General features: G+C 55.0%; 21 protein-coding genes. 13 read left to right on the plus strand and 8 right to left on the minus strand.

Annotated features, from left to right (window positions below; genetic code table 11):
• Positions 1-91 precede the first annotated feature (91 nt).
• A complete protein-coding gene (locus QRD42_RS06325; protein ID WP_072570161.1) occupies positions 92-1,723 on the plus strand; it encodes a Na/Pi cotransporter family protein in 1,632 nt (543 codons plus the stop codon).
• A gap of 35 nt (positions 1,724-1,758) precedes the next feature.
• On the opposite strand, the gene QRD42_RS06330 is transcribed toward QRD42_RS06325, so the two are convergent.
• Positions 1,759-2,064: a type II toxin-antitoxin system YafQ family toxin gene (locus QRD42_RS06330; RefSeq protein ID WP_318377081.1), complete on the minus strand. Its 306-nt coding sequence runs from the start codon at positions 2,062-2,064 to the stop codon at positions 1,759-1,761.
• Positions 2,045-2,323 (minus strand): type II toxin-antitoxin system RelB/DinJ family antitoxin, encoded by a 279-nt coding sequence (locus QRD42_RS06335; protein ID WP_072570163.1) that lies wholly within the window; start codon positions 2,321-2,323, stop codon positions 2,045-2,047. Before QRD42_RS06335 ends, QRD42_RS06330 begins: the two co-directional genes overlap by 20 nt.
• 150 nt (positions 2,324-2,473) lie before the next feature.
• Between QRD42_RS06335 and rluF the strand changes: the two genes are divergently transcribed.
• A complete protein-coding gene (gene rluF, locus QRD42_RS06340; protein WP_321988431.1) occupies positions 2,474-3,343 on the plus strand; it encodes a 23S rRNA pseudouridine(2604) synthase RluF in 870 nt (289 codons plus the stop codon).
• Between the two features lie 3 nt (positions 3,344-3,346).
• Here the strand turns inward: rluF and QRD42_RS06345 are convergent, their stop codons facing one another.
• Both QRD42_RS06345 and lysC read right to left on the minus strand, forming a co-directional pair.
• Positions 3,347-3,619: a DUF3811 domain-containing protein gene (locus QRD42_RS06345; RefSeq protein ID WP_072570165.1), complete on the minus strand. Its 273-nt coding sequence runs from the start codon at positions 3,617-3,619 to the stop codon at positions 3,347-3,349.
• Between the two features lie 129 nt (positions 3,620-3,748).
• Positions 3,749-5,110: a lysine-sensitive aspartokinase 3 gene (gene lysC / locus QRD42_RS06350; RefSeq protein ID WP_072570166.1), complete on the minus strand. Its 1,362-nt coding sequence runs from the start codon at positions 5,108-5,110 to the stop codon at positions 3,749-3,751.
• Positions 5,111-5,406: 296 nt separating this feature from the next.
• On the opposite strand from lysC, the gene pgi reads away from it, so the two are divergent.
• The 8 genes from pgi (at position 5,407) to QRD42_RS06390 (ending at position 14,705) form a co-directional block, all read left to right on the plus strand.
• A complete protein-coding gene (pgi, locus tag QRD42_RS06355; RefSeq protein WP_321988432.1) occupies positions 5,407-7,056 on the plus strand; it encodes a glucose-6-phosphate isomerase in 1,650 nt (549 codons plus the stop codon).
• A gap of 412 nt (positions 7,057-7,468) precedes the next feature.
• Positions 7,469-7,711 carry an exopolysaccharide production protein YjbE gene (gene yjbE, locus QRD42_RS06360; protein ID WP_072570168.1) on the plus strand — a complete coding sequence of 81 codons (243 nt, stop codon included), beginning with the start codon at positions 7,469-7,471 and terminating at the stop codon, positions 7,709-7,711.
• Between the two features lie 61 nt (positions 7,712-7,772).
• On the plus strand, positions 7,773-8,414 hold the full coding sequence (locus QRD42_RS06365) for a YjbF family lipoprotein (RefSeq protein WP_072570169.1): 642 nt from the start codon (positions 7,773-7,775) through the stop codon (positions 8,412-8,414).
• On the plus strand, positions 8,411-9,145 hold the full coding sequence (locus QRD42_RS06370) for a capsule biosynthesis GfcC D2 domain-containing protein (RefSeq protein ID WP_318372943.1): 735 nt from the start codon (positions 8,411-8,413) through the stop codon (positions 9,143-9,145). The genes QRD42_RS06365 and QRD42_RS06370 overlap by 4 nt, the downstream gene beginning before the upstream one ends.
• Entirely contained in the window at positions 9,145-11,241 is a 2,097-nt protein-coding gene (locus QRD42_RS06375) for a YjbH domain-containing protein (RefSeq protein WP_321988434.1), read from the plus strand. Before QRD42_RS06370 ends, QRD42_RS06375 begins: the two co-directional genes overlap by 1 nt.
• Before the next feature lie 203 nt (positions 11,242-11,444).
• Complete coding sequence (locus QRD42_RS06380) at positions 11,445-13,019, plus strand: PTS transporter subunit EIIC (protein ID WP_321988435.1); 1,575 nt, start codon at positions 11,445-11,447, stop codon at positions 13,017-13,019.
• A 10-nt stretch (positions 13,020-13,029) separates the two neighbouring features.
• The gene (locus QRD42_RS06385; protein WP_072570172.1) at positions 13,030-13,782 is read left to right on the plus strand and encodes a glucosamine-6-phosphate deaminase; all 753 of its coding nucleotides are present in this window, start codon (positions 13,030-13,032) and stop codon (positions 13,780-13,782) included.
• Positions 13,767-14,705: an isoaspartyl peptidase/L-asparaginase gene (locus QRD42_RS06390; RefSeq protein WP_072570173.1), complete on the plus strand. Its 939-nt coding sequence runs from the start codon at positions 13,767-13,769 to the stop codon at positions 14,703-14,705. The genes QRD42_RS06385 and QRD42_RS06390 overlap by 16 nt, the downstream gene beginning before the upstream one ends.
• Here QRD42_RS06390 and QRD42_RS06395 read toward each other — a convergent pair.
• Entirely contained in the window at positions 14,702-15,718 is a 1,017-nt protein-coding gene (locus QRD42_RS06395; protein WP_321988436.1) for a LacI family DNA-binding transcriptional regulator, read from the minus strand. The two genes, QRD42_RS06390 and QRD42_RS06395, sit on opposite strands and share 4 nt — an antisense overlap.
• Before the next feature lie 171 nt (positions 15,719-15,889).
• On the opposite strand from QRD42_RS06395, the gene psiE reads away from it, so the two are divergent.
• The gene (psiE, locus tag QRD42_RS06400; RefSeq protein ID WP_072570175.1) at positions 15,890-16,300 is read left to right on the plus strand and encodes a phosphate-starvation-inducible protein PsiE; all 411 of its coding nucleotides are present in this window, start codon (positions 15,890-15,892) and stop codon (positions 16,298-16,300) included.
• Positions 16,301-16,385: 85 nt separating this feature from the next.
• On the opposite strand, the gene malG is transcribed toward psiE, so the two are convergent.
• The 3 genes from malG to malE form a co-directional block, all read right to left on the minus strand.
• Entirely contained in the window at positions 16,386-17,276 is an 891-nt protein-coding gene (gene malG / locus QRD42_RS06405) for a maltose ABC transporter permease MalG (RefSeq protein ID WP_318364167.1), read from the minus strand.
• Positions 17,277-17,290: 14 nt separating this feature from the next.
• Entirely contained in the window at positions 17,291-18,835 is a 1,545-nt protein-coding gene (malF, locus tag QRD42_RS06410) for a maltose ABC transporter permease MalF (RefSeq protein ID WP_321988439.1), read from the minus strand.
• 112 nt (positions 18,836-18,947) lie between these two features.
• Complete coding sequence (malE, locus tag QRD42_RS06415) at positions 18,948-20,138, minus strand: maltose/maltodextrin ABC transporter substrate-binding protein MalE (RefSeq protein WP_072570178.1); 1,191 nt, start codon at positions 20,136-20,138, stop codon at positions 18,948-18,950.
• A 375-nt stretch (positions 20,139-20,513) separates the two neighbouring features.
• Here malE and malK point away from each other — a divergent pair, with 375 nt between their 5' ends.
• Both malK and QRD42_RS06425 read left to right on the plus strand, forming a co-directional pair.
• Positions 20,514-21,623, plus strand: a complete 1,110-nt coding sequence (gene malK / locus QRD42_RS06420; RefSeq protein ID WP_072570180.1) for a maltose/maltodextrin ABC transporter ATP-binding protein MalK — start codon at positions 20,514-20,516, stop codon at positions 21,621-21,623.
• Positions 21,624-21,772: 149 nt separating this feature from the next.
• On the plus strand, positions 21,773-22,340 hold a 568-nt coding region (locus tag QRD42_RS06425), incomplete at its 3' end, for a carbohydrate porin (protein WP_321988440.1).

Raw genomic sequence — 22,340 nt, forward strand, 5'->3', positions numbered from 1 at the left:
AGACCTTATACTTACCTGAGTGAACTCACCTTTCCCCACGGGAGAAGAGGAGGAGAAAGGAAACCAACAATACTCAGGAGGCAACCATTCCGTGTTAACGCTGTTACACCTGTTATCCGCTGTCGCCCTGCTGGTCTGGGGAACCCATATCGTGCGCACCGGCGTCATGCGCGTGTTCGGCGCGCGGCTGCGTACCGTACTCAGCCGCAGCGTGGAAAAGAAACCGCTCGCCTTCTGCGCGGGGATTGGCGTCACCGCGCTGGTACAGAGCAGTAACGCCACTACCCTGCTGGTGACATCCTTCGTCGCCCAGGATCTGGTCGCGCTGGCTCCGGCGCTGGTGATCGTGCTTGGCGCGGATGTCGGTACGGCGCTGATGGCGCGCGTGCTGACCTTTGATCTTTCATGGCTGTCGCCGCTGCTGATATTTATCGGCGTGATTTTCTTCCTTGGCCGCAAACAGACGCGCGCCGGACAGATGGGGCGCGTGGGTATTGGCCTCGGGCTTATTCTGCTGGCGCTGGAGCTGATCGTACAGGCAGTGACGCCCATCACCCAGGCCAACGGTGTAAAAGTCATTTTCGCCTCGCTGACGGGCGATCTGATGCTGGATGCGCTGATAGGCGCAATGTTTGCAGTGATCACCTATTCCAGTCTGGCGGCGGTGCTGCTGACCGCCACGCTGACGGCGGCGGGGGTGATCGCTTTCCCGGTCGCGCTCTGTCTGGTCATTGGCGCAAACCTCGGCTCCGGCCTGCTTGCGGTACTCAATAACAGCGCTGCTAATGCCGCCGCCCGCCGGGTGGCGATGGGCAGCCTGCTGTTTAAGCTGGTGGGCAGCCTGGCGATCCTGCCGTTTGTGCATCTGCTGGCTGATGCCATGGACCGGCTGCCGCTGCCGGAGTCCGAGCTGGTGATCTATTTCCACGTTTTCTACAACCTGATCCGCTGCCTGGTGATGGTGCCTTTTGTCGGGCCGATGGCGAATTTCTGTAAGCGTATTATTCGTGATGAGCCGGAGCTGGATGCGCGCTTAAAACCGAAGCATCTGGATACCAGTGCGCTGGACACCCCCGCGCTGGCGCTGTCCAATGCCGCGCGCGAAACGCTGCGCATGGGCGACGCCATGGAGCAGATGCTGGTGGATTTTAAAAAGGTGATGCACGGCGAGCCGCGTCAGGAAAAAGAGCTGCGTAAAACGGCGGATGACATCAACGTGCTCTACACCGCCATCAAACTCTATCTTGCGCGTATGCCGAAGGATGAACTGGCGGAAGAGGAGTCCCGCCGCTGGGCGGAAATTATTGAAATGTCCCTTAACCTCGAACAGGCGTCAGACATTGTCGAGCGGATGGGTAGCGAAATCGCCGATAAATCCCTCTCCGCACGGCGGGCGTTTTCGCTGGAAGGCTTAAACGAACTGGACGCGCTGCTGGAGCAGTTGCTCAGCAACCTGCAACTGGCGATGTCGGTATTCTTTTCCGGCGATGTGCCCAGCGCCCGCCGCCTGCGCCGCCGCAAACACCGTTTCCGCATCCTCAATCGGCGCTACTCTCATGCGCACGTTGATCGGCTGCATCAGCAAAACGTGCAGAGTATTGAAACCAGTTCGCTGCATCTGGGGCTGCTGGGGGACATGAAACGTCTGAACTCGCTGTTCTGCGCGGTGGCCTACAGCGTGATGGAACAACCGGATGAAGACGACGAGCGCGACGAGTATTAATATTTTCTCTGTGCCGGATAGCCATGCTGTCCGGCTCAGCCAAAGAGTTCACTGTGCGTACCGAGATCGATAAAGGTGACCAGGTTTTGGGTGTCATCAAGCCGGTAAACCAGCAGGAAATCACCCCCGATATGTAACTCTCTGGCGCCTGCCCATTCCGCCCCGTTCAGTTCATGATCCAGATATTCAGCAGGCAATGTGGTCTGACAGAAAATGAGTGACATAACGTCCGCAACAGCATGCATATTACGTCGGCCAGCTTTGTTGTAACGTGCCCAGGACTTTGCAAAAGTGCGGGTATATTCCACCCGGCGAGGGAGTTTACTTCTCTTGTGATTCATCGTCGTTCAGTCCCTTGAGCATATCGTCCATCGACGTAAAGCGATGACTTGCTTTCGTTTCGATCTCCGTTGCTTCCTGCAACGCGATTTTCATTCTGGCAGAAGGGCGCTTAACCTCAAACGGGATGCCCTGATGGCTGACCACCTGTTCAAGGAAAAGGCGAACGGCGCTGCTTACCGTAAGTCCACAGTCGCGTAATACCTGACTCGCTTCATTTTTCAGCTCCTCAGAAATACGCATTTTAATGCTGGTTTGCATAAATCTATTCTCCACAAAGTTGTGGGTACATTGTAGGGGCGCAGCGCTTATTTTTCAAGCATTGCTCTGCTAACGAGAAACCTGTGACCTCACAAAGCCATTTTTTCTGACGCGGCAGGTAAGGTATATTCCGCTTTTACAGGAGAATTTATGCTGCCAGACTCATCAACCCGATTAAACAAATACATTAGCGAAAGCGGGATCTGCTCGCGTCGCGAGGCTGACCGTTACATCGAGCAGGGAAACGTCTTTATTAACGGCAAACGCGCCGCTATTGGCGACCAGGTCTCTCCCGGCGATGTGGTAAAAGTTAACGGTCAGTTGATTGAGCCGCGGGAAGCGGAAGATTTGGTGTTTATCGCGCTAAATAAACCCGTGGGGATCGTCAGCACCACGGAAGACAGCGAAAAAGACAATATTGTGGATTTCGTGAACCACAGTAAGCGCGTTTTCCCCATCGGGCGTCTGGATAAAGACTCGCAGGGGCTGATTTTCCTCACCAACCACGGCGATCTGGTGAATAAAATCCTGCGCGCCGGTAACGATCACGAAAAAGAGTATCTGGTGACGGTCAACAAACTGGTTACCGATGAGTTTATTCGCGGCATGGGCGCGGGCGTGCCGATCCTCGGTACGGTGACGAAGAAGTGCAAAGTCAAAAAGGAAGCGCCCTTTACCTTCCGCATTACGCTGGTGCAGGGGCTGAACCGTCAGATCCGCCGCATGTGCGAACATTTCGGTTATGAAGTGACGAAGCTGGAGCGCACGCGCATCATGAACGTCAGTCTCAGCGGATTACCGCAGGGGGAGTGGCGCGATCTGATGGACGATGAGCTGATTGGCCTGTTTAAGCTGATTGAAAATTCCAGTTCGGAAGCAAAGCCGAAGGGAAAAGCCAAACCGAAGGCCCAGTCCGCGAAAGCGCCTGCGGCGAAAGCCGCGAAGCCCGACGACAAAAGCCGGGCGAAACCTGCCGGCAAACGCTTCGTGCAGCCGGGCCGTAAGAAAAAAGGCCGCTAAACCCTAACGCTTGCCGCGCGTGGAGGTATTGGCAGACCAGGAATAGGTCGCCTCCGCGTCCGGTTTATAGGCTTTTTGCTTCTTCGCCTGTCGCGCCTTTTTCGCTGCCGCTTCACGCTCCGCCATCAGTTTATCGATGTACTCTTTTTTCACATGATTGGTTTCAGAATTGGTGAGCAGACGCCCGTGTGATATGCGTGCGCGGTCGAGCAGTGTTTTCAGCTCGCGCTGTTCACTTTCCGTCATATCTTGTTGTGTCAGTCTTGCAATAGCCATGGTGACGATCTCCTGGGGAAAGTGCCACGAGTGTACGTGATGAACGCGATCCATGCAGTAACCTTCGTCGCACAAAAAAATGCCGGGTAAAAACCCGGCAGCAAGGCGTGATAAACGATAGCGGCACTCTTACTCAAATAAATTGTGATGCAGTTTCTGCACGACCTGCTCAGCCTCGCCGCCCGGCACCAGGAAGCACAGGTTATGGCTGGATGCGCCATAGCAAATCATGCGGATATTGAACGGCTCCAGCACGCCAAACACCTCTTTGCCCACGCCGCAGGCTTTCGACAGATCGTTGCCGATCAGCGCTACCAGCGCGAGATTTTCTTCCACTTCCACGCGGCACAGGGCAGACAGCTCCATCAGCAGCGATTGCGTCAGCAGCGTATCGCCGGTGGAGGTGGAGCCGGTAGTGTCCAGCGTCAGCGCCACGCTGACTTCGGAGGTGGTGATCAAGTCCACGGAAATATTGTGACGGGCGAGGATGCCGAACACCTCCGCCAGAAAACCGCGGGAGTGCAGCATGTTCAGGCTGTGCAGAGTGACCAGCGTCTGCTTACGACGCAGCGCCAGCGCACGGAACAGCGGCGGGTTTTGCGTTTCGTTGCACACCAATGTGCCGCCTGCCTGTGGATCTTTGCTTGAGCCGACAAACACCGGAATATCGCTGCGCACGGCGGGCAGTAAGGTTGCCGGGTGCAGCACTTTCGCGCCGAACGTCGCCATCTCGGCGGCTTCTTCAAAGGCGATTTCGTCGATGCGTTTTGCCGACGGCACCACGCGCGGATCGGTGGTGTAAATCCCTGGTACGTCAGTCCAGATGTCGACGCGGGTGGCGTGCAGCGCTTCTGCCAGCAGTGCCGCCGTGTAATCGCTGCCGCCGCGACCAAGCGTGGTGGTACGGCCTTTGGATTCGCTGCCGATAAAGCCCTGGGTGATCACCAGGCCTTCTTCCAGACGCGGCGCAAGCTGTTGTTTCGCCAGCTCGGCCAGCGCGGCGACGTCCGGCTCGGCACGACCAAAGCGGTCACTGGTGCGCATGATTTTACGCACGTCAAACCAGCGGGCGTCGACGTTGCGCTCACGCAGGATCTCAACGAACAGCAGGGTGGACATTAATTCGCCATGGCTGACCAGTTCATCGGTCAGCGCGGTAGAGGTGGCCAGCGACGCCGCTTCCGCCAGCGTGGTGATGTTTTCCAGCAGGCGGTCGATTTCCTCACGGATGACGTTCGGATTGCGCATACGCTCCAGAATGTCGAACTGGATTTTGCGAATGGCGTCCAGCTTCACGAAGCGCTCAGTGGCTTCAAGCCCCTCTGCCAGCGCCACCAGCAGGTTGGTGACGCCCGCTGACGCTGAGAGCACCACCAGGCGCACGCTGTCGTCAGAGAGCACCACATCGGCGCTGCGGTTCATGGCATCAAAATCGGCAACGCTGGTGCCGCCGAATTTGGCGACGATGAGCGGGGATACAGCTTCTGTCATAACGACCTCGTGTCAGGGAGAGAAAAAGCGACCATGGCACAAGGGCATATCGAAAACCGGTGCTGGCGCAAATACCGTATTTATAAATAAAAGGTGCGGCGGGCAGTGTCAACGCCGGGATTATGCGGATTATTCATGTTATCCAGCCGCCCAGGAAATTAACTTATAACGGCTATACTTTGCGCGGGCCTTCCTCTTAACGCGACGATCCCCATTACACAAAAACCATCACAATTTTTGTGCGCAGGCGCTACAATCGACCGCAGTTAACATTCTCAAATCAGAAGAGTATTGCCATGAAAAACATTAACCCGAAGCAAACTTCTGCCTGGCAGGCACTGCAAAAACACTATGAGGCGATGAAAGATGTGACCATCGCCGAGCTCTTCGCGCAGGACAGCGATCGTTTCGCGAAGTTCTCCGCCACCTTTAACGATCAGATGCTGGTGGATTTCTCCAAAAACCGCATCACTGAAGAAACGCTCTCCCTGTTGCAGGATCTGGCCAAAGAAACCGATCTGGCTGGCGCCATCAAATCTATGTTCTCCGGTGAGAAGATCAACCGCACGGAAGATCGCGCGGTGCTGCACGTCGCGCTGCGTAACCGCAGCAATACACCTATCCTCGTTGACGGCAAAGATGTGATGCCGGAAGTGAACGCGGTGCTGGAAAAAATGAAAGCCTTCTCGGAAGCGATCATTTCCGGTAGCTGGAAAGGCTATACCGGCAAGCCGATCACCGACGTGGTGAACATCGGTATCGGCGGCTCCGACCTCGGTCCGTTCATGGTGACCGAAGCGCTGCGCCCGTACAAAAACCACCTCAACATGCACTTTGTTTCTAACGTTGATGGTACCCACATCGCGGAAGTGCTGAAGAAAGTGAACCCGGAAAGCACGCTGTTCCTCGTGGCGTCCAAAACCTTCACCACCCAGGAAACCATGACCAACGCCCTGAGCGCGCGCGAATGGTTCCTGAAAACCGCCGGCGATCAGCAGCACGTTGCGAAACACTTCGCCGCGCTCTCCACCAATGCGAAAGCAGTAGGCGAGTTTGGTATTGATACCGCCAATATGTTTGAATTCTGGGACTGGGTGGGCGGCCGTTACTCCCTGTGGTCAGCGATTGGTCTGTCGATCATCCTGTCCGTTGGCTTTGACAACTTTGTGGAACTGCTGTCCGGCGCGCACGCGATGGATAAGCACTTCTCCACCACCGCGCCGGAGCAAAACCTGCCGGTCCTGCTGGCGCTGATCGGCATCTGGTACAACAACTTCTTCGGCGCTGAAACCGAAGCGATCCTGCCGTACGACCAGTACATGCACCGTTTTGCCGCGTACTTCCAGCAGGGCAACATGGAATCCAACGGTAAGTACGTTGACCGTAACGGCAACCCGGTGGATTACCAGACTGGCCCGATCATCTGGGGTGAGCCGGGCACCAACGGCCAGCACGCGTTCTATCAGCTGATCCACCAGGGAACCAAAATGGTGCCGTGCGATTTCATCGCCCCGGCAATCACCCATAACCCGCTGTCCGATCACCATCCGAAGCTGCTGTCTAACTTCTTCGCTCAGACCGAAGCGCTGGCGTTTGGTAAATCCCGTGAGGTGGTTGAGCAGGAATATGCCGACCAGGGTAAAGATCCGAAAACGCTGGAGCACGTGGTGCCGTTTAAAGTGTTCGAAGGCAACCGCCCGACCAACTCCATTCTGCTGCGTGAAATCACGCCGGCAAGCCTGGGCGCGCTGATTGCGCTCTATGAGCACAAAATCTTCACCCAGGGCGCGATCCTTAACATCTTCACCTTTGACCAGTGGGGCGTAGAGCTTGGTAAGCAGCTGGCGAACCGCATCCTGCCGGAGCTGGGCGATGAAAAAGAAATCAGCAGCCACGACAGCTCAACCAATGGCCTGATCAACCGCTACAAGTCCTGGCGTAAATAAGGCATTGCAGGCCCGTGCCGGTGTAGCGTCGCCGGGCTATTTAAAAATATCGATCTATACTAAAAGCCGATATTAGTATCGGCTTTTCTTATCGGATAATTCCCGTTGTCTGTGCCTTGCCGCAAATTCCTGTATTGAGTTTAATCTGAAAATCCAGAATGACCTGTTATTACCTGAGGGTTATTTTAGGATAATACGCAGCTTAAATCATCAGCACCTCTATTTTATCCTTTTGATTTTAAATAGATTAAAATTAAGTGAAGCGGTTTGACCGCAGGCCATTGTCCAATTATCTTAAAACCCTGTGGCTATTTCCCTGCTACGTAATTCGCCTGCCTTAGTTGTGTATACTCGATCGCGCCTGAGTCTCTCTCGGGTAAAAAATCCATTCATTCAATGAAGGGAAATTGATATGCGTAAAGTCCTGTATGGCATTTTTGCCATTTCAGCGCTGGCGGCGACGTCTGCGTTTGCGGCACCGGTGCAAGTCGGTGAAGCTGCAGGGTCGGCTGCAACGTCGGTATCGGCGGGCAGCTCGTCTGCGACAAGCGTCAGCACCGTGAGTTCTGCGGTGGGTGTCGCACTCGCAGCGACCGGCGGTGGTGATGGATCCAATACCGGAACCACCACTACAACGACCACAAGTACCCAGTAATCGGGGGTACATTAACCATAACCACACTTCGGTGTGGTTATTTTGACCCTGGAGAATTGTTGTGAAGCGAGCCGGAATTGTTCTGCTTTGTCTGTTGCTTCAGGCGTGCTCCGGCACGACCAAAGGACTGGGAAGCGCGCTGTGGGATAGCATGTTCGGCACCCCTGGCGTCCATCTCACGGATGAAGACATCGCGGACATGCCCTACGCGAGCCAGTACATGCAGCTCAACGGCGGACCGCAGTTATTTGTGGTGCTGGCGTTCTCAGAAAACGGCCAGCTGAAATGGGTGACGCAGGATCAGGCCACTATCGTGACTCAGCATGGGCGCATCGTTAAGACCCTGATCGGCCAGGATAACCTTATCGAGGTGAACAATCTCGCCGCCGATCCGCTGACCAAACCCAATCAGGTGCGGGACGGCGCAAGCTGGACGCGGACGATGGGCTGGACGGAACACGGCCAGGTGCGTTACGCCACCGCGCAATCGACGTTCCGCTGGGCGGGCACCGACACCCTCGCGCTTGGCAGCGATGTCACCGACGTCCGCGTGCTGGAAGAAGAAGTGACCACCGATCAAAAAACATGGACCAACCGTTTCTGGATAGACAGTGAAGGGCAAATCAGGCAGTCAACCCAGTATCTGGGCGCTGATTATTTCCCCATCAACACTATGTTGATTAAGGCTGCAAAAGAAAAATGAAGGCACTTATCACATCGTTACTTTTAACCCTGATGCCTCCGCTGGCCTTTGCTGCGGGCACTATCAAGGTTTATTCCCCGGACAGCACACAGCCGAAAACATTAACCGATGCCCCTTTTTTGATTGATTTAGTCGGGCAGCCCCGGCTGGCAAACAGCTGGTGGCCGGGCGCGGTGATCAGCGAAGGCAAAGCCACGGTGATTGCCGAACAGCGTCATCAGGCGCTGCTGGCGCGTCTTGGCGCGCTGGCGAGTGAAGAAGAGGGCGACGATGCCGCCGCCATTAACAGCGTGCGCCGTCAGTTGCAGGCGGTGAAAGTGACCGGACGTCAGCTGGTGCCGCTCGATCCGGATCGGGTGCGCGTCGAACCTACGGCCAACCGTCCGCTGGAAGGTGAGTACACACTGTGGGTGGGGCCGCAGCCTGCTACAGTGACGGTCGCGGGGCTTATCAGCAGCCCCGGTAAGAAGCCCTTTCAGCCCGGGCGCGATGTGGCGGGCTATCTCGATGACATGAGCCTGCTCAGCGGCGCGGAACGAAGCTATGCGTGGGTGATTTATCCCGACGGGCGTACCGAGAATGTGCCTGTGGCGTACTGGAACCGGCGGCATGTCGAGCCGATGCCGGGCAGCGTGATCCTGGTCGGCTTTGCCGACTCGATCTGGAGCAGCCAGTACGAAGAAATTAACGCCGATATTCTTTACTCCCTCACGCATCGGATCCCGGATTAATGAAAAAAATCTATCTCTATAGTCTGCTGGCGCTGGGGGTGAACGCGGCGTGCCATGCAGAAACCTATCCGGCCCCCATTGGCCCGTCGCAGTCCGATTTTGGCGGCGTTGGCCTGTTACAGACGCCCACGGCGCGCATGGCGCGTGAAGGCGAGATCAGCCTCAACTATCGCGATAACGATCAGTACCGCTACTATTCCGGCTCGGTGCAGCTTTTCCCGTGGCTGGAAACCACTCTGCGCTATACCGACGTGCGTACCCGTCAGTACAGCAGCGTGGATGCGTTTTCCGGCGACCAGACTTACAAAGATAAAGCCTTCGATTTAAAACTGCGCCTGTGGGAAGAGGGTTACTGGCTGCCGCAGGTGGCGGTGGGCGCGCGCGATATCGGCGGTACCGGCCTGTTTGACGCCGAATACATCGTGGCGAACAAAGCCTGGGGACCCTTTGATTTCTCGCTCGGCCTCGGCTGGGGTTATCTTGGCACTTCGGGCAACATCAAAAACCCGCTCTGTACCTACAGCAATAAATATTGCGTACGCGATAACAGCTACAATCAGGCCGGCTCGGTGGATGCCAGCCAGATGTTCCACGGGCCGACTTCGCTGTTCGGCGGCGTAGAGTACCAGACGCCGTGGCAACCGCTGCGCCTGAAGCTGGAATATGAAGGTAACAACTACGAGCAGGACTTCGCGGGCAAACTGCCGCAACGCAGCAACTTCAACGTCGGGGCGATTTATCGCGTCACCGACTGGGCCGACGTCAACGTGAGCTATGAGCGCGGCAACACCTTCATGTTTGGCGTCACGCTGCGTAATAACTTTAACGATTTGCGCCCGAGCTATAACGATAACGCCCGTCCGCAATACCAGCCGCAGCCGCAGGACGCCATCCTGCAACATTCTGTGGTGGCGAATCAGCTGACGCTGCTGAAATATAACGCTGGCCTTGCGGATCCGCAGATTCAGGTGAAAGACGATACCCTGTACGTTACCGGCGAGCAGGTGAAATACCGCGACTCGCAGGAAGGGATCGAGCGCGCCAACCGCATCATCATGAACGATTTGCCGGACGGCATTCGCACCATCCGTGTGACGGAAAATCGTCTGAACATGCCGCAGGTGACCACTGAAACCGACGTCGCCAGCCTGCAACGCCATTTACAGGGCGAGCCGCTGGGACATGAAACCGAACTGGTGCAAAAACGCGTCGAACCGGTGGTGCCGGACTCCACCGAGCAGGGCTGGTATATCGAAAAATCCCGTTTCGATTTTCATATCGATCCGGTGCTGAACCAGTCCGTAGGCGGCCCGGAAAGCTTCTACATGTACCAGCTGGGCGTGATGGCGACTGCCGATCTATGGCTGACCGACCACCTGCTGACCACCGGCAGTCTGTTCGGCAACATCGCCAACAACTACGACAAATTTAACTACACCAACCCGCCGAAGGATTCGCTGTTGCCGCGCGTGCGTACCCATGTGCGTGATTATGTTGAAAACGACTACTACGTTAACAACATGCAGGCCAACTACTTCCAGTATCTCGGCAACGGCTTCTACGGCCAGGTGTACGGCGGTTATCTGGAAACCATGTACGGTGGCGCAGGCGCCGAAGTGCTGTGGCGTCCGGTGGACAGCAACTGGGCGTTCGGCATTGATGCCAACTACGTGAAACAGCGTGACTGGCGCGGTCCGAAAGAGATGATGAAGTTCACCGATTACAGTGTGAAAACCGGCCATCTCACCGCCTACTGGACGCCGCCGTTCGCGCAGGATGTGCTGATCAAGGCCAGCGTCGGGCAGTATCTGGCAGGGGACAAGGGCGGCACCCTGGAAGTATCGAAACACTTCGACAGCGGCGTGGTGGTGGGCACCTATGCCACCATCACCAACGTGTCACCTGAAGAGTACGGCGAAGGCGACTTCACCAAAGGCGTCTATGTCTCGATACCGCTGGATCTGTTCTCGACCGGCCCGACCCGCAGCCGCGCTGGCATCGGCTGGACGCCACTGACGCGTGACGGTGGTCAGATGCTGGGCCGTAAATTCCAGCTGTATGATATGACCAGCGATCGCTCCATTAACTTCCGCTGATTCCCCCCTTAAATTGTCCCTCTCCCGACCGGGAGAGGGCATTTCTCTGTAACTTTAAAAGAAATCCTGCTTTTGTGATTTACGTGATTATGTTCACAATGATTAAACGTTTAATCATTTAGCATAAGTGGCGTTCATAGAGTTAAGTGATAAACATGATGTCATTCATTGTTAACGTATCCACAGGGTTGGTGGGCTTTTCTATGAAAAAACAAACCATTCATTTCTTTCAGATATTATCCCGCGCTTTTATTACTCCCGTTGCGCTTCTGTCTTTTGCTTCATTGTTGCTGGGCGTCGCCTCGTTGTTTCTCTGGCATGAAAAACTACGTGAATTGCTTCCGTTTTTAAATTCTGCCGTATTTCAGTATGTCGCTAATCTGCTTAATACTGTGGGCGCGGTAATAATGGATAATTTGCCCTTATTATTTGCAGTTACGCTGGCCTTTACGCTTGCGAAAGCAGAGAAAGAATATGCGGCGCTGGGCGCGCTATGTGGTTATATGGCTTTGCTGATGGGTATGCATGTGCTGATTACAGTCAATCCTGCGGTCAACGAGATGTTCACGAAAAGCGCGCTGACGACCACGCTGGGTATTGAAACAGTCAACACGGGCGTGGTAGGCGGTATTATTACCGGGCTGCTCTCCGCAATAATTCATAATCGTGTTCATCAGATAAAATTCCCGGTGGCGCTGGCTTTTTTCGGCGGCGTCAGGTTCGTCCCCCTCGCCAATATTATGTTTTTCGTGGCCTTTGGTCAGTGCTTTCCTTTTTTATGGTTGATGCTTTCCAAAGTGATAAACCATGCGGCAATGGGCATCTCCAGCGCGGGTGTTTTTGCGCCCTTTATCTATGGTCTGGGAGAGCGATTACTCCTGCCCACAGGACTGCATCAAATCTGGAATACGGTCATCAGGGATACGATGGTTTCCGGTATCGCTATTTTTCCTGACGGGCACACGGTGGAAGGCGCAAGAGCGATTTTTGCGGAATACCTGAAAACCAACACCCTACCGGTCAATATGACACTGGCGGACATCGTTAAATTCCTGCGCGGTGGGCAGATCCCGATAACCATGTTCACCCTGCCGATGATGGCGCTGGCCATGTACCAGACGGCGAGGCCAGAGCAGCGTAACAAGATCAAGCCGTTACTGGTGACCGGCGCTTTTACCTCCATTATCGCCGGTGTGACTGAACCTCTGGAATTCACCTTTCTTTTCGTTTCACCGGTCTGGTATCTGATCTATTCCGTCATTAACGGCTTAAGCTGGATGTTCTGTTATCTCTTCCAGAGTAATTTAGGCGGCACCGAAGCCAATATTATTGGGCTGGTACTCTATGGCTTCCTGCGCCCGGAATCGACATTCTGGATAAACATGTTGATTGGCATCGTCTTTAGTCTTGCAGGTTATACGCTGTTCCGCTTCTGGATCGTGCATTTTGATTTAAAAACGCCGGGCCGGGGCAGCGACTATGAACAGACGATCGATATTCTGGGGATCAATCAGCAACAGGATGACATATCAAACGATCCGCTAAAACTAAAAGCGTTAGCGATAATCCGGGGCTTAGGCGGAAACAAGAATATTATCAGCGTCGATTGTTGCTATAGCCGCCTGAGGGTAAGCATTCATGATATTTCGCTGGTCGATGAACACATTATTCAGGCAACGGGCGCATTAGGTTATGTGCCGGTTGATGACGGAAACGTGCAAATTGTTTACGGCACCACCGTCGATACTATTCGTAACGCAGTCAGGAAATTACTTTAAAGGAGCAATCATGCAAATCCATCTGGTAAAAGATTATAACGCGATGTCGGCTTGTGCGTTTGACATTATTGCCAATACTCTTCGCCAAAAATCCAGCCCGGTGATCTCGCTGACCACCGGCGCGACACCTGCCGGACTTTTTAAATTGCTGGTGAAGGCGATTAATGCTGGCGACATTGATATTTCAAATACCGTTTTCCTGAATATTGATGAGTATGTCGGTAACCAGCGTGATGTGTATACCGTTCATACCTTTATGTTTGAACGTCTGTATAACCAGTTGACGCAAAAGCCCAAATACTTCGACATGTTTAATGCAGGTACCCTTAATAAGGACTATGAAATTCTGCGTTATAAACACATTCTCGACACCTATCCGCGGGATATTCAGTTAATGGGGCTGGGCACCAACGGGCACATTGGCGCCTGCGAGCCGGGCACGCCCTTCGATGCCAGCGCGTTCTGCGCTGAACATAAGGCATCGACGGTTGAAAGCACCATGAAGCTCTACAACATTACGCGCGAACAAGCGCCGACTCACATGTTCACGCTGGGCTTCAGGGAAATTATGGCTGCCGACAGGCCGTTGTTGATCGTCAGCGGTACCAGCAAAGCCGACGCCGTTCGCCGTCTGCTTGAGGAGCCGATCAATGAGTCCTGCCCGGCATCCTTTCTGCGTAATCATCCCAACTTCACTCTCATCCTTGATGAAGAGGCCGCCTCACAACTGCGTAAGGAAACGCTGGAATGGGCAACACGTTAATTGCGACCTGGCGCATGGCGCTGGAAGGGCTGGCTGAAGCGGCAGAGATAAGTGATGTGAAGAACGCTGTTCTGCATGCGGTCCGTAAGGTTGAAGACAATCCCAGGCTGCATTCCGTCGGCTACGGTGGTTTACCGGCAGAAAACGGTGAGGTCGAGCTGGATGCAGCCTTTATGGATGGCGATACGCTAAGCTATGGCGCGGTGGCGGCGGTACGCGATCTTAAAAATCCCATTATGGCCGCGCATTATCTTAGCGGCCTGCAACGCAATAACGTGCTCTGCGGGACGGGGGCTTTCCATGTCGCGGTCGGGCAGGGAATGGAGACGCGGGATAACACTTATTCGCTGGCGCAGCAGAAATGGCGCGCCGCGCTACAGGCTTCGCCCGGCCCGCTACCGCTGGAAGCCTACGATGGTCACGATACGGTGTGCATTCTGGGACGCGCGCCTGGCGGGTCGGTTTGCGCTGGCGTGTCGACCTCGGGATTATTTATGAAAAAACCGGGGCGCATGGGGGATTCACCGATTATTGGCTCCGGGTGCTACGCCGATAGCGCAACGGGCGCGGCGGCGGCAACCGGCGTCGGCGAGGATATTATGAAAGGCTGCCTTTCATGGGAAATCGTCCGGCTGATGGAGCAGTACTCCCCGCAGGAAGCCTGTGACAGAGCGCTCAACCAGCATACCGCAAAGCTGCTTGCCCGCCGTGGCGCCTGCGGCAGCATGTCCGTAATTGCGCTTAACCGCGAAGGCGAGTGGGGGGCGGCTACTAATAAAGATGAATTTTCTTTTGTCGTTGCCGAACCAGGGCGCGCCGCCGAAGTCTGGCTGGCGCATCACCATCGTCATTCCCCTGAACGTGCTTCCGCAGAGTGGCTGAACGGGTGGCTAGTAAATTTGCATGCGGGCTGCGGAGGTTAAGCCGAATCCCTGATAATTAATGCCGGATGGAATGCTTCGCCCTGCAGTGGTTGTTTATCGTCATCCATATGACAAAGTAACAGCCTGGCGGCGTTCCATCCCATCTGCGTCGCTGAAGTGTCGATACAGGTAATAGACGGCGAGAAAAATTCGGTGTCACTGACGTTTTCGAGGCAAATAATGGCGATATCACGATTGATATAGCTGTCTTTTCCGATGCCCCGTCCACGCATTTTTATCGCGGAAATCACTTCCTGCGTGGTGGCCGCATCATAGCAAATCATCGCGGTGACCCAGGGAGAACGGGAAAATAGTGCCGCCATTCTGTCTGCTAATGCGCCAGCGTTGCTGTCCGCAATAATCAGCGAAGTATCTTCCTCAAGATTATGTTCTTTTAACGCCGCAAAGTACCCGGCCAGTTTCTCTGCGCGATCTAGCGATTTGGGATGTCCGCCGATAAAGGCGATATGCATATGCCCGACATTAATCAAATAGCGGGTGGCGATATTTCCGGCATAGTGGGCGTTAAGCCCTATCTGTTGAGGTTGTTCCGCGACCCCCGAGGAGGCGATAAACAGACAGGGAATATTACGGGCATTCAGACGGGCAAGGGTACGCTCATTATTGTCGCGTTCACTGACGATCAAAAAGCCGTTAACGTTATAGTTCAGCGCGATATTAATGCGGTTTTCCAGTTCGGCCTGGGTTTCGAAGATCATGATGAAAGAGACTTTTTTGTGTTCATCAATACAGCTGGTGATCCCTTTCAGGGCATCCACATTAAAGGCCTGGCCCAGACCGTGAACCAGTACGGCAATAAGCCCCGTTTTACCGCTTTTAAGCGTGGCGGCATTGTTATTTCTGACGTAACCCAGTTCATCAATAGCCTTGTTGATCCGCTCCGTCGTCCATCTTGAGATACGGCCTTTCCCTGAGAGCGCCATCGATACGGTCGCCGCAGAAACCTCTGCCAGCTTCGCGACATCGGAGATCGTCGGTTTTTTCCCTGCCATCCTGTGTATTTCCTCTCAACCGCAAGGGGATCTATTTTACGTTATTGGACTGACTTTCTCGCCATGATGATCCGCCGCCGCGCTTTCCCTTAGAAAGCATAAGTAAAGAATGTAGATCCAGATCACATTTCTGCGCTATACAGTAAGCTCGTCACTGTAATGAGGTGCTGTATGACATCGCTAAGTCGTCCCCGCGTTGAGTTCATCTCCACCATTTTGCAGACTGTGCTCAGTTTAGGTCTGCTCAGCCTTGGCCTGATCCTGGTGGTCTTTCTTGGCAAAGAGACGCTGCATCTGGCAGATGTGCTTTTTGCGCCGGAGCGCACCAGCAAATATGAGCTGGTAGAAGGGCTGGTGGTTTATTTTCTCTACTTCGAATTTATCGCGCTGATCGTGAAATACTTTCAGTCCGGTTATCACTTTCCGCTGCGCTATTTTATCTATATCGGCATTACCGCCATCGTGCGGCTGATCATCGTCGATCATAAATCGCCGATGGACGTGCTGATCTACTCCGCGGCGATCCTGCTGCTGGTCCTGACGTTATGGCTCTGTAACTCGAAACGGCTCAAGCGCGAATAAAAAAAGGCGGCCTGCGGGCCGCCTGACAATCAAAAGTAACGCAACAATACAAGTTGAGGATAACAGTGGCATATCACGATGAAACTCAGCCTTTCACCCCGCCCGCCGTCAGGCCATTCACCAGCCAGCGTTGTGCCAGCAGGAACACCACGGTGATGGGGATTGCAGAAAGTACAGCCGCAGCGGCAAAGTCGCCCCACAGATAGTTTTGCGGATTGAGATACTGCTGCATACCGACCGCCAGCGTGTAGCTGTTAACATCACGCAGCAACAGCGAGGCGACCGGAACTTCGGTAATAGCGGCGATAAACGACAGAATAAACACCACCGCCAGAATAGGCACAGAGAGCGGCAACAACACCAGACGGAACGCCTGCCATGGCGTTGCGCCATCCAGCGACGCCGCTTCTTCCAGCGAACCATCAATGGTTTCAAAATAGCCTTTAATCGTCCACACATGCAGCGCGATGCCGCCCAGATAGGCGAAGATCACCCCGCCGTGGGTGTTCAGCCCGATAAACGGAATGTACTGCCCGAGGCGGTCGAAGAGGGCATAAAGCGCCACCAGCGACAGCACAGCCGGGAACATCTGGAAAATCAGCATACTTTTCAGCAGCGTGGCTTTGCCCGGAAAACGCATACGGGCAAAAGCGTAGGCGCAGGTGGTGGACAGCGCCACAATGCCGATGGCGGTGATGGCCGCGATTTTGATCGAGTTCCACAGCCATAACAGCACCGGGAACGGCGGCGGCGTTACGCGACCATCGGCGTGCTCAATGCTGAAGCCGAGCGCCAGTTTCCAGTGCTCCCAGGAAATCTGATCCGGGATCAGGCTGCCGGTGGCGAAGTTGCCCGGACGCAGCGAAATCGCGATGACCATCAGCAGCGGGAACATGATCGCGGCGATAAAAATCAGCAGCCCGAGGTGCGTGATCAGAAGGCGCAGCTTTTGTGATTTGGGTTGTACCATAGCCATTTACAGTGCCCTCCTTAGTCAAATTTCATGCGTGTGGCTTTCAGGTTGATGATGGCAAGCGCCCCCACCAGCAGGAAAATCAGCGTGGCGATAGCCGCCGCCAGGCCAAAGTCCTGTCCGCCGCCGCCTTCAAAGGCGATGCGATAGGTATAGCTGACCAGCAAATCGGTATAGCCCGCAGGCGTGGTGGTGCCGAGCCGGTCCGGCCCGCCGTTGGTTAACAGCTGGATCAGCACGAAGTTGTTAAAGTTAAAGGCAAAGCTGGCGATCATCAGCGGCGTTAGCGGCTTGATCAGCAGCGGGAAGGTGATCTTAAAGAAGTTCTGCAACGGGCTTGCACCGTCCATCGCCGAAGCCTCATAAAGATCGTCCGGGATCGCTTTCAGCAGGCCCATGCAGAGGATCATCATATACGGGTAGCCGAGCCAGGTGTTGACGATCACGATCATCGCCCGCGCGGTTGTCGGATCGCTGAACCAGGCCGGACGGATGCCAAACAGCCCGCTCAGCATCATATTGATCTCCCCGAAGCTCTGGTTGAACAGGCCTTTGAAGATCAGGATCGAGATGAACGACGGTACGGCGTAGGGCAGGATCAGCAGCACGCGATACAGCGCTTTGCCTTTGAGGGATTCCCACTGCACCAGGCAGGCCAGTACCATGCCGACCGCTACGGTCAGTACCACCGTCAGGAGTGAGAAAATCACCGTCCAGACGAAAATGGCGAAGAAGGGTTGCTGAATGCCTTCGTCGGTAAAGACGCGCATAAAGTTCTTCCAGCCGATGGTCACGGTATAGCCGGGGCTGAGTTTTTCGTCGCCCCAGTTGCCGTCAGCGTTAACGGCCTGGAAATAACCGATGTCATTGTTCGGGCGATACACCACGCCGCTCTGATTATTGGTCAGCGCGCCGTCATCGCCGCGTGTATACAGCGGGCGGGTGCCGGAGAACTGGCGCAGTGAACTCATGATGACTTTGCTGTCGTCGGGCAGCACAGCGGTCAGCTGGTTCAGCGCCTGACGATTCTGGGTGATCACGCGCAGATTGCCGCGTTCGCCTTCCGGCAGGGCGGGGGCTTCTTTAAGCTTCAGTGTCTGCTCGCCGCCGAACCTGAAGGCGTCCGAGACATAATTTTTGCCGCTTTCACCGTCGGTGAGCGCCAGGATCCAGTCACTACCCGCCGGGTAAAGTCCAAAATTAAATGACTTTCCGGCCTGATAAACACGATCCATCAGCACCTCTTGCGCCCGCTCCTGGGTGAGCTGGTTGGTGCTGCTGTAGTTGGTGAAGGCGATGGCGATGGTACAGACCAGCGGGAACAATACGAACAGCCCCATACCCGCCACGCCAGGATAGACATAGCGCCAGGCGTAGGTTTTGCGATTCGCGAAAATATACAGGCCAGCAGAGCTTAAAATCAGCGTCATGATGGCAAACAGGTACTCCCCCTGGGCGTACATTAAAACCACAAGATAGGCCACCAGCAGGCCGAGCAGGGCGATGGTTGCCCATTTTACGGTCTCGCTTTGCCACCAATGACTCTTTCTAACGACATCCATGGGGATTCATCCTCTACCACTGTGAAAACCTGTAGGCCGGATAAGACGCGTGGCGTCGCCATCCGGCAACTGCGACTGATGGCGCTGCGCTTATCAGGCCTACATTTATTACTTACTTAGTTACACGGGCCTGTGCATCTTTCAGCGCGGCGTCAACGGTCTGGCGACCGCTGGCAGCGTTGATCACTGCGGTGCGTACGGCATACCAGAAGGCCGACATCTGCGGCACGTTCGGCATGATTTCACCGGTCTGCGCGTTTGCCATGGTGGCGGCAATGCGCGGATCCTTCGCTAACTGATCCTGATAGGATTTCAGGGCCACCGCGCCTAACGGCTTGTCTTTGTTCACTTCCGCCAGGCCATCGTCCGTCAGCAGGTAGTTTTCCAGGAACTCTTTCGCCAGTTCTTTGTTCGGGCTGGCGGCGTTAATGCCTGCGCTCAGTACGCCAACGAACGGCTTAGAGGCTTTGCCTTTGAAGGTCGGCAGCATGGTCACGCCGTAGTTCACTTTGCTCTTGTCGATGTTTGCCCATGCCCACGGCCCGTTGATGGTCATCGCGGTATCGCCTTTGTTAAAGGCGGCTTCGGCGATGGAGTAATCGGTATCCGCGTTCATGTGTTTGTTTTTGATCAGATCCACCAGGAAGGTCAGACCCGCTTTCGCGCCCGCGCTGTCGACGCCGACATCTTTCACGTCATACTTGCCGTTTTCATACTTGTACGCATACCCACCGTCGGCGGCGATCAGCGGCCAGGTGAAGTACGGCTCCTGCAGGTTGAACATCAGCGCGCTCTTACCTTTCGCCTTCAGCTCTTTATCCAGCGCCGGGATCTCTTCCCAGGTTTTTGGCGGATTCGGGACGAGATCTTTGTTGTAAATCAGGGAGAGGGCTTCAACAGAAATCGGGTAGGCGATGATCTTGCCGTTGTAACGCACCGCATCCCAGGTGAACGGGAAGAGTTTGTCCTGGAAAGCTTTGTCCGGGGAAATTTCCGCCAGCAGGCCAGACTGCGCGTAGCCGCCAAAGCGGTCGTGCGCCCAGAAAATAATGTCCGGGCCATCACCGGTGGCCGCCACCTGTGGGTATTTCTCTTCCAGTTTATCCGGGTGTTCAACGGTCACTTTGATGCCAGTGTCTTTCTCGAATTTTTTACCCACTTCGGCCAGGCCGTTATAGCCTTTATCGCCGTTGATCCAGATAACCAGCTTACCTTCTTCAATTTTGGCGAGAGCCGGTGCGGTCAGCATCATCGTCGCGATCGCGGATAATGCCAGAATGCCTGCGCCAGTTTTGATTTTCATAAATCCCGTCCTTTTTGGTGATGTGCTCTCACGATGTCGAACACAGGTACACAGAGGTGGCTTAACGGGTCTTAGTCTCCTGGTTTGGCAAGCGCTTCTCATCCTCCTGCGTCCTACGCCCCACCCCTCCTTTGTGTGATCTGCTTTGCATAAAACCCAGTTATGCGGGGCAGCGCACACAAAAACGCCGCCATTTTTGCAATCGCCATCACGAATTTCGCTGCTGCACGGAACTTGTGGGGGCAGAGCCGGTCGCCTCATCCTCCCGTCTCCTCCCCCATAAAAAAGCGAAGGGTGGAGGATCCACCCGCGCAATCAATCCCGCATAGTCCCCGCATCTTGAAGGTTTCAGCGTAGTAACAAAGGGAGAAGGGCATGGCGAGCGTGCACTTGCGCAAGGTAACGAAAGCCTGGGGCGACGTAGTCGTTTCGAAAGACATCAACCTCGACATTAATGAAGGCGAGTTTGTGGTGTTTGTCGGGCCGTCGGGCTGCGGTAAATCGACACTGCTGCGCATGATTGCCGGGCTGGAAACGATCACCAGCGGGGATTTACTGATTGGCGATACCCGCATGAATGACATCCCGCCCGCCGAGCGCGGCGTCGGCATGGTGTTCCAGTCGTATGCGCTCTACCCGCACCTGTCGGTGGCGGAGAACATGTCCTTTGGTCTGAAGCTGGCGGGCGCCAAAAAAGAGATGATTAACCAGCGGGTTACCCAGGTAGCGGAAGTGCTGCAACTGGGGCATCTGCTGGATCGTAAGCCGAAGGCGCTCTCCGGCGGTCAGCGTCAGCGTGTCGCCATTGGTCGTACGCTGGTGGCCGAGCCGCGCGTCTTCCTGCTGGATGAACCGCTGTCCAACCTCGACGCCGCGCTGCGCGTGCAGATGCGTATCGAGATCTCCCGTCTGCACAAGCGGCTGGGACGCACGATGATTTACGTGACCCACGATCAGGTCGAAGCGATGACGCTGGCCGACAAAATCGTGGTGCTGGACGCCGGGCGCGTGGCGCAGGTCGGCAAACCGCTGGAGCTGTATCACTACCCGGCAGACCGCTTTGTGGCGGGCTTTATCGGTTCACCGAAGATGAACTTCCTGCCGGTGAAAGTGACCGCAACGGCGATCGACCAGGTGCAGGTTGAACTGCCGAACCGTCAGCAAGTGTGGCTGCCAGTGGAAAGCAGCGATGTGCAGGTCGGCGCCAATATGTCCCTTGGCATTCGTCCGGAACACCTGCTGCCCAGCGATATCGCCGATGTCACGCTGGAAGGCACGGTGCAGGTTGTTGAGCAACTGGGCCACGAAACGCAAATTCATATTCAGATCCCCGCCATCCGTCAAAACCTGGTTTACCGCCAGGCTGACGTGGTGTTGGTAGAAGAGGGTGCCACATTCGCTATCGGCTTGCCGCCGGAGCGTTGCCATCTGTTCCGTGAGGATGGCACCGCTTGTCGTCGGCTGCACAAAGAGCCAGGCGTTTAAGCATTCCCATAACTTACACAAAATCATTCAGGGTGCATCGAGGCGGCAAGAGAATGAATCCCCGGGAGCGTACATAAGTACGTGACTGGGGTGAATGAACGTAGCCAACAAAGAGGCAACCTGAATGATGAAGTGTAAAAAGAAAAGCAATGCTCTCAGGAGATAGAACGATGATTACTCTGCGCAAACTTCCACTGGCTATCGCCGTTACAGCAGGCATTCTGTCTGCTCACGCCGGCGCGGTCGACTTCAAAGGTTATGCCCGTTCTGGTATCGGCTGGACCGGTAGCGGCGGCCCGCAACAGTGTTTCCAGGCAACGGGCGCACAGTCCAAATACCGTCTCGGTAATGAATGTGACACTTACGCCGAAATCAAACTAGGCCAGGAAGTGTGGAAAGAGGGCGATAAGAGCTTCTATTTCGACTCCAACATTGCCTATAACTCTTCACAGGTCAATGACTGGGAAAACGATAACACCCCGGCGATCCGCGAATTTAACGTCGTGGGTAAAAACCTGATCGACKCCYTGCCAGGCGCGAATATCTGGGCAGGTAAGCGTTTCTATCAGCGTCATGACGTGCATATGACCGACTTCTACTACTGGGATATCTCCGGTCCGGGCGCAGGTCTGGAAAACATCGACGTCGGCATCGGTAAACTTTCTTTCGCGGCCACCCGTTCTACGGAATCCGGCGGTTCATCCGCAGCGGCTGAAC

The organism is Enterobacter sp. PGRG2, assembly GCF_030291195.1.
In the GTDB taxonomy this organism is placed as follows: Bacteria; Pseudomonadota; Gammaproteobacteria; order Enterobacterales; family Enterobacteriaceae; genus Enterobacter_D.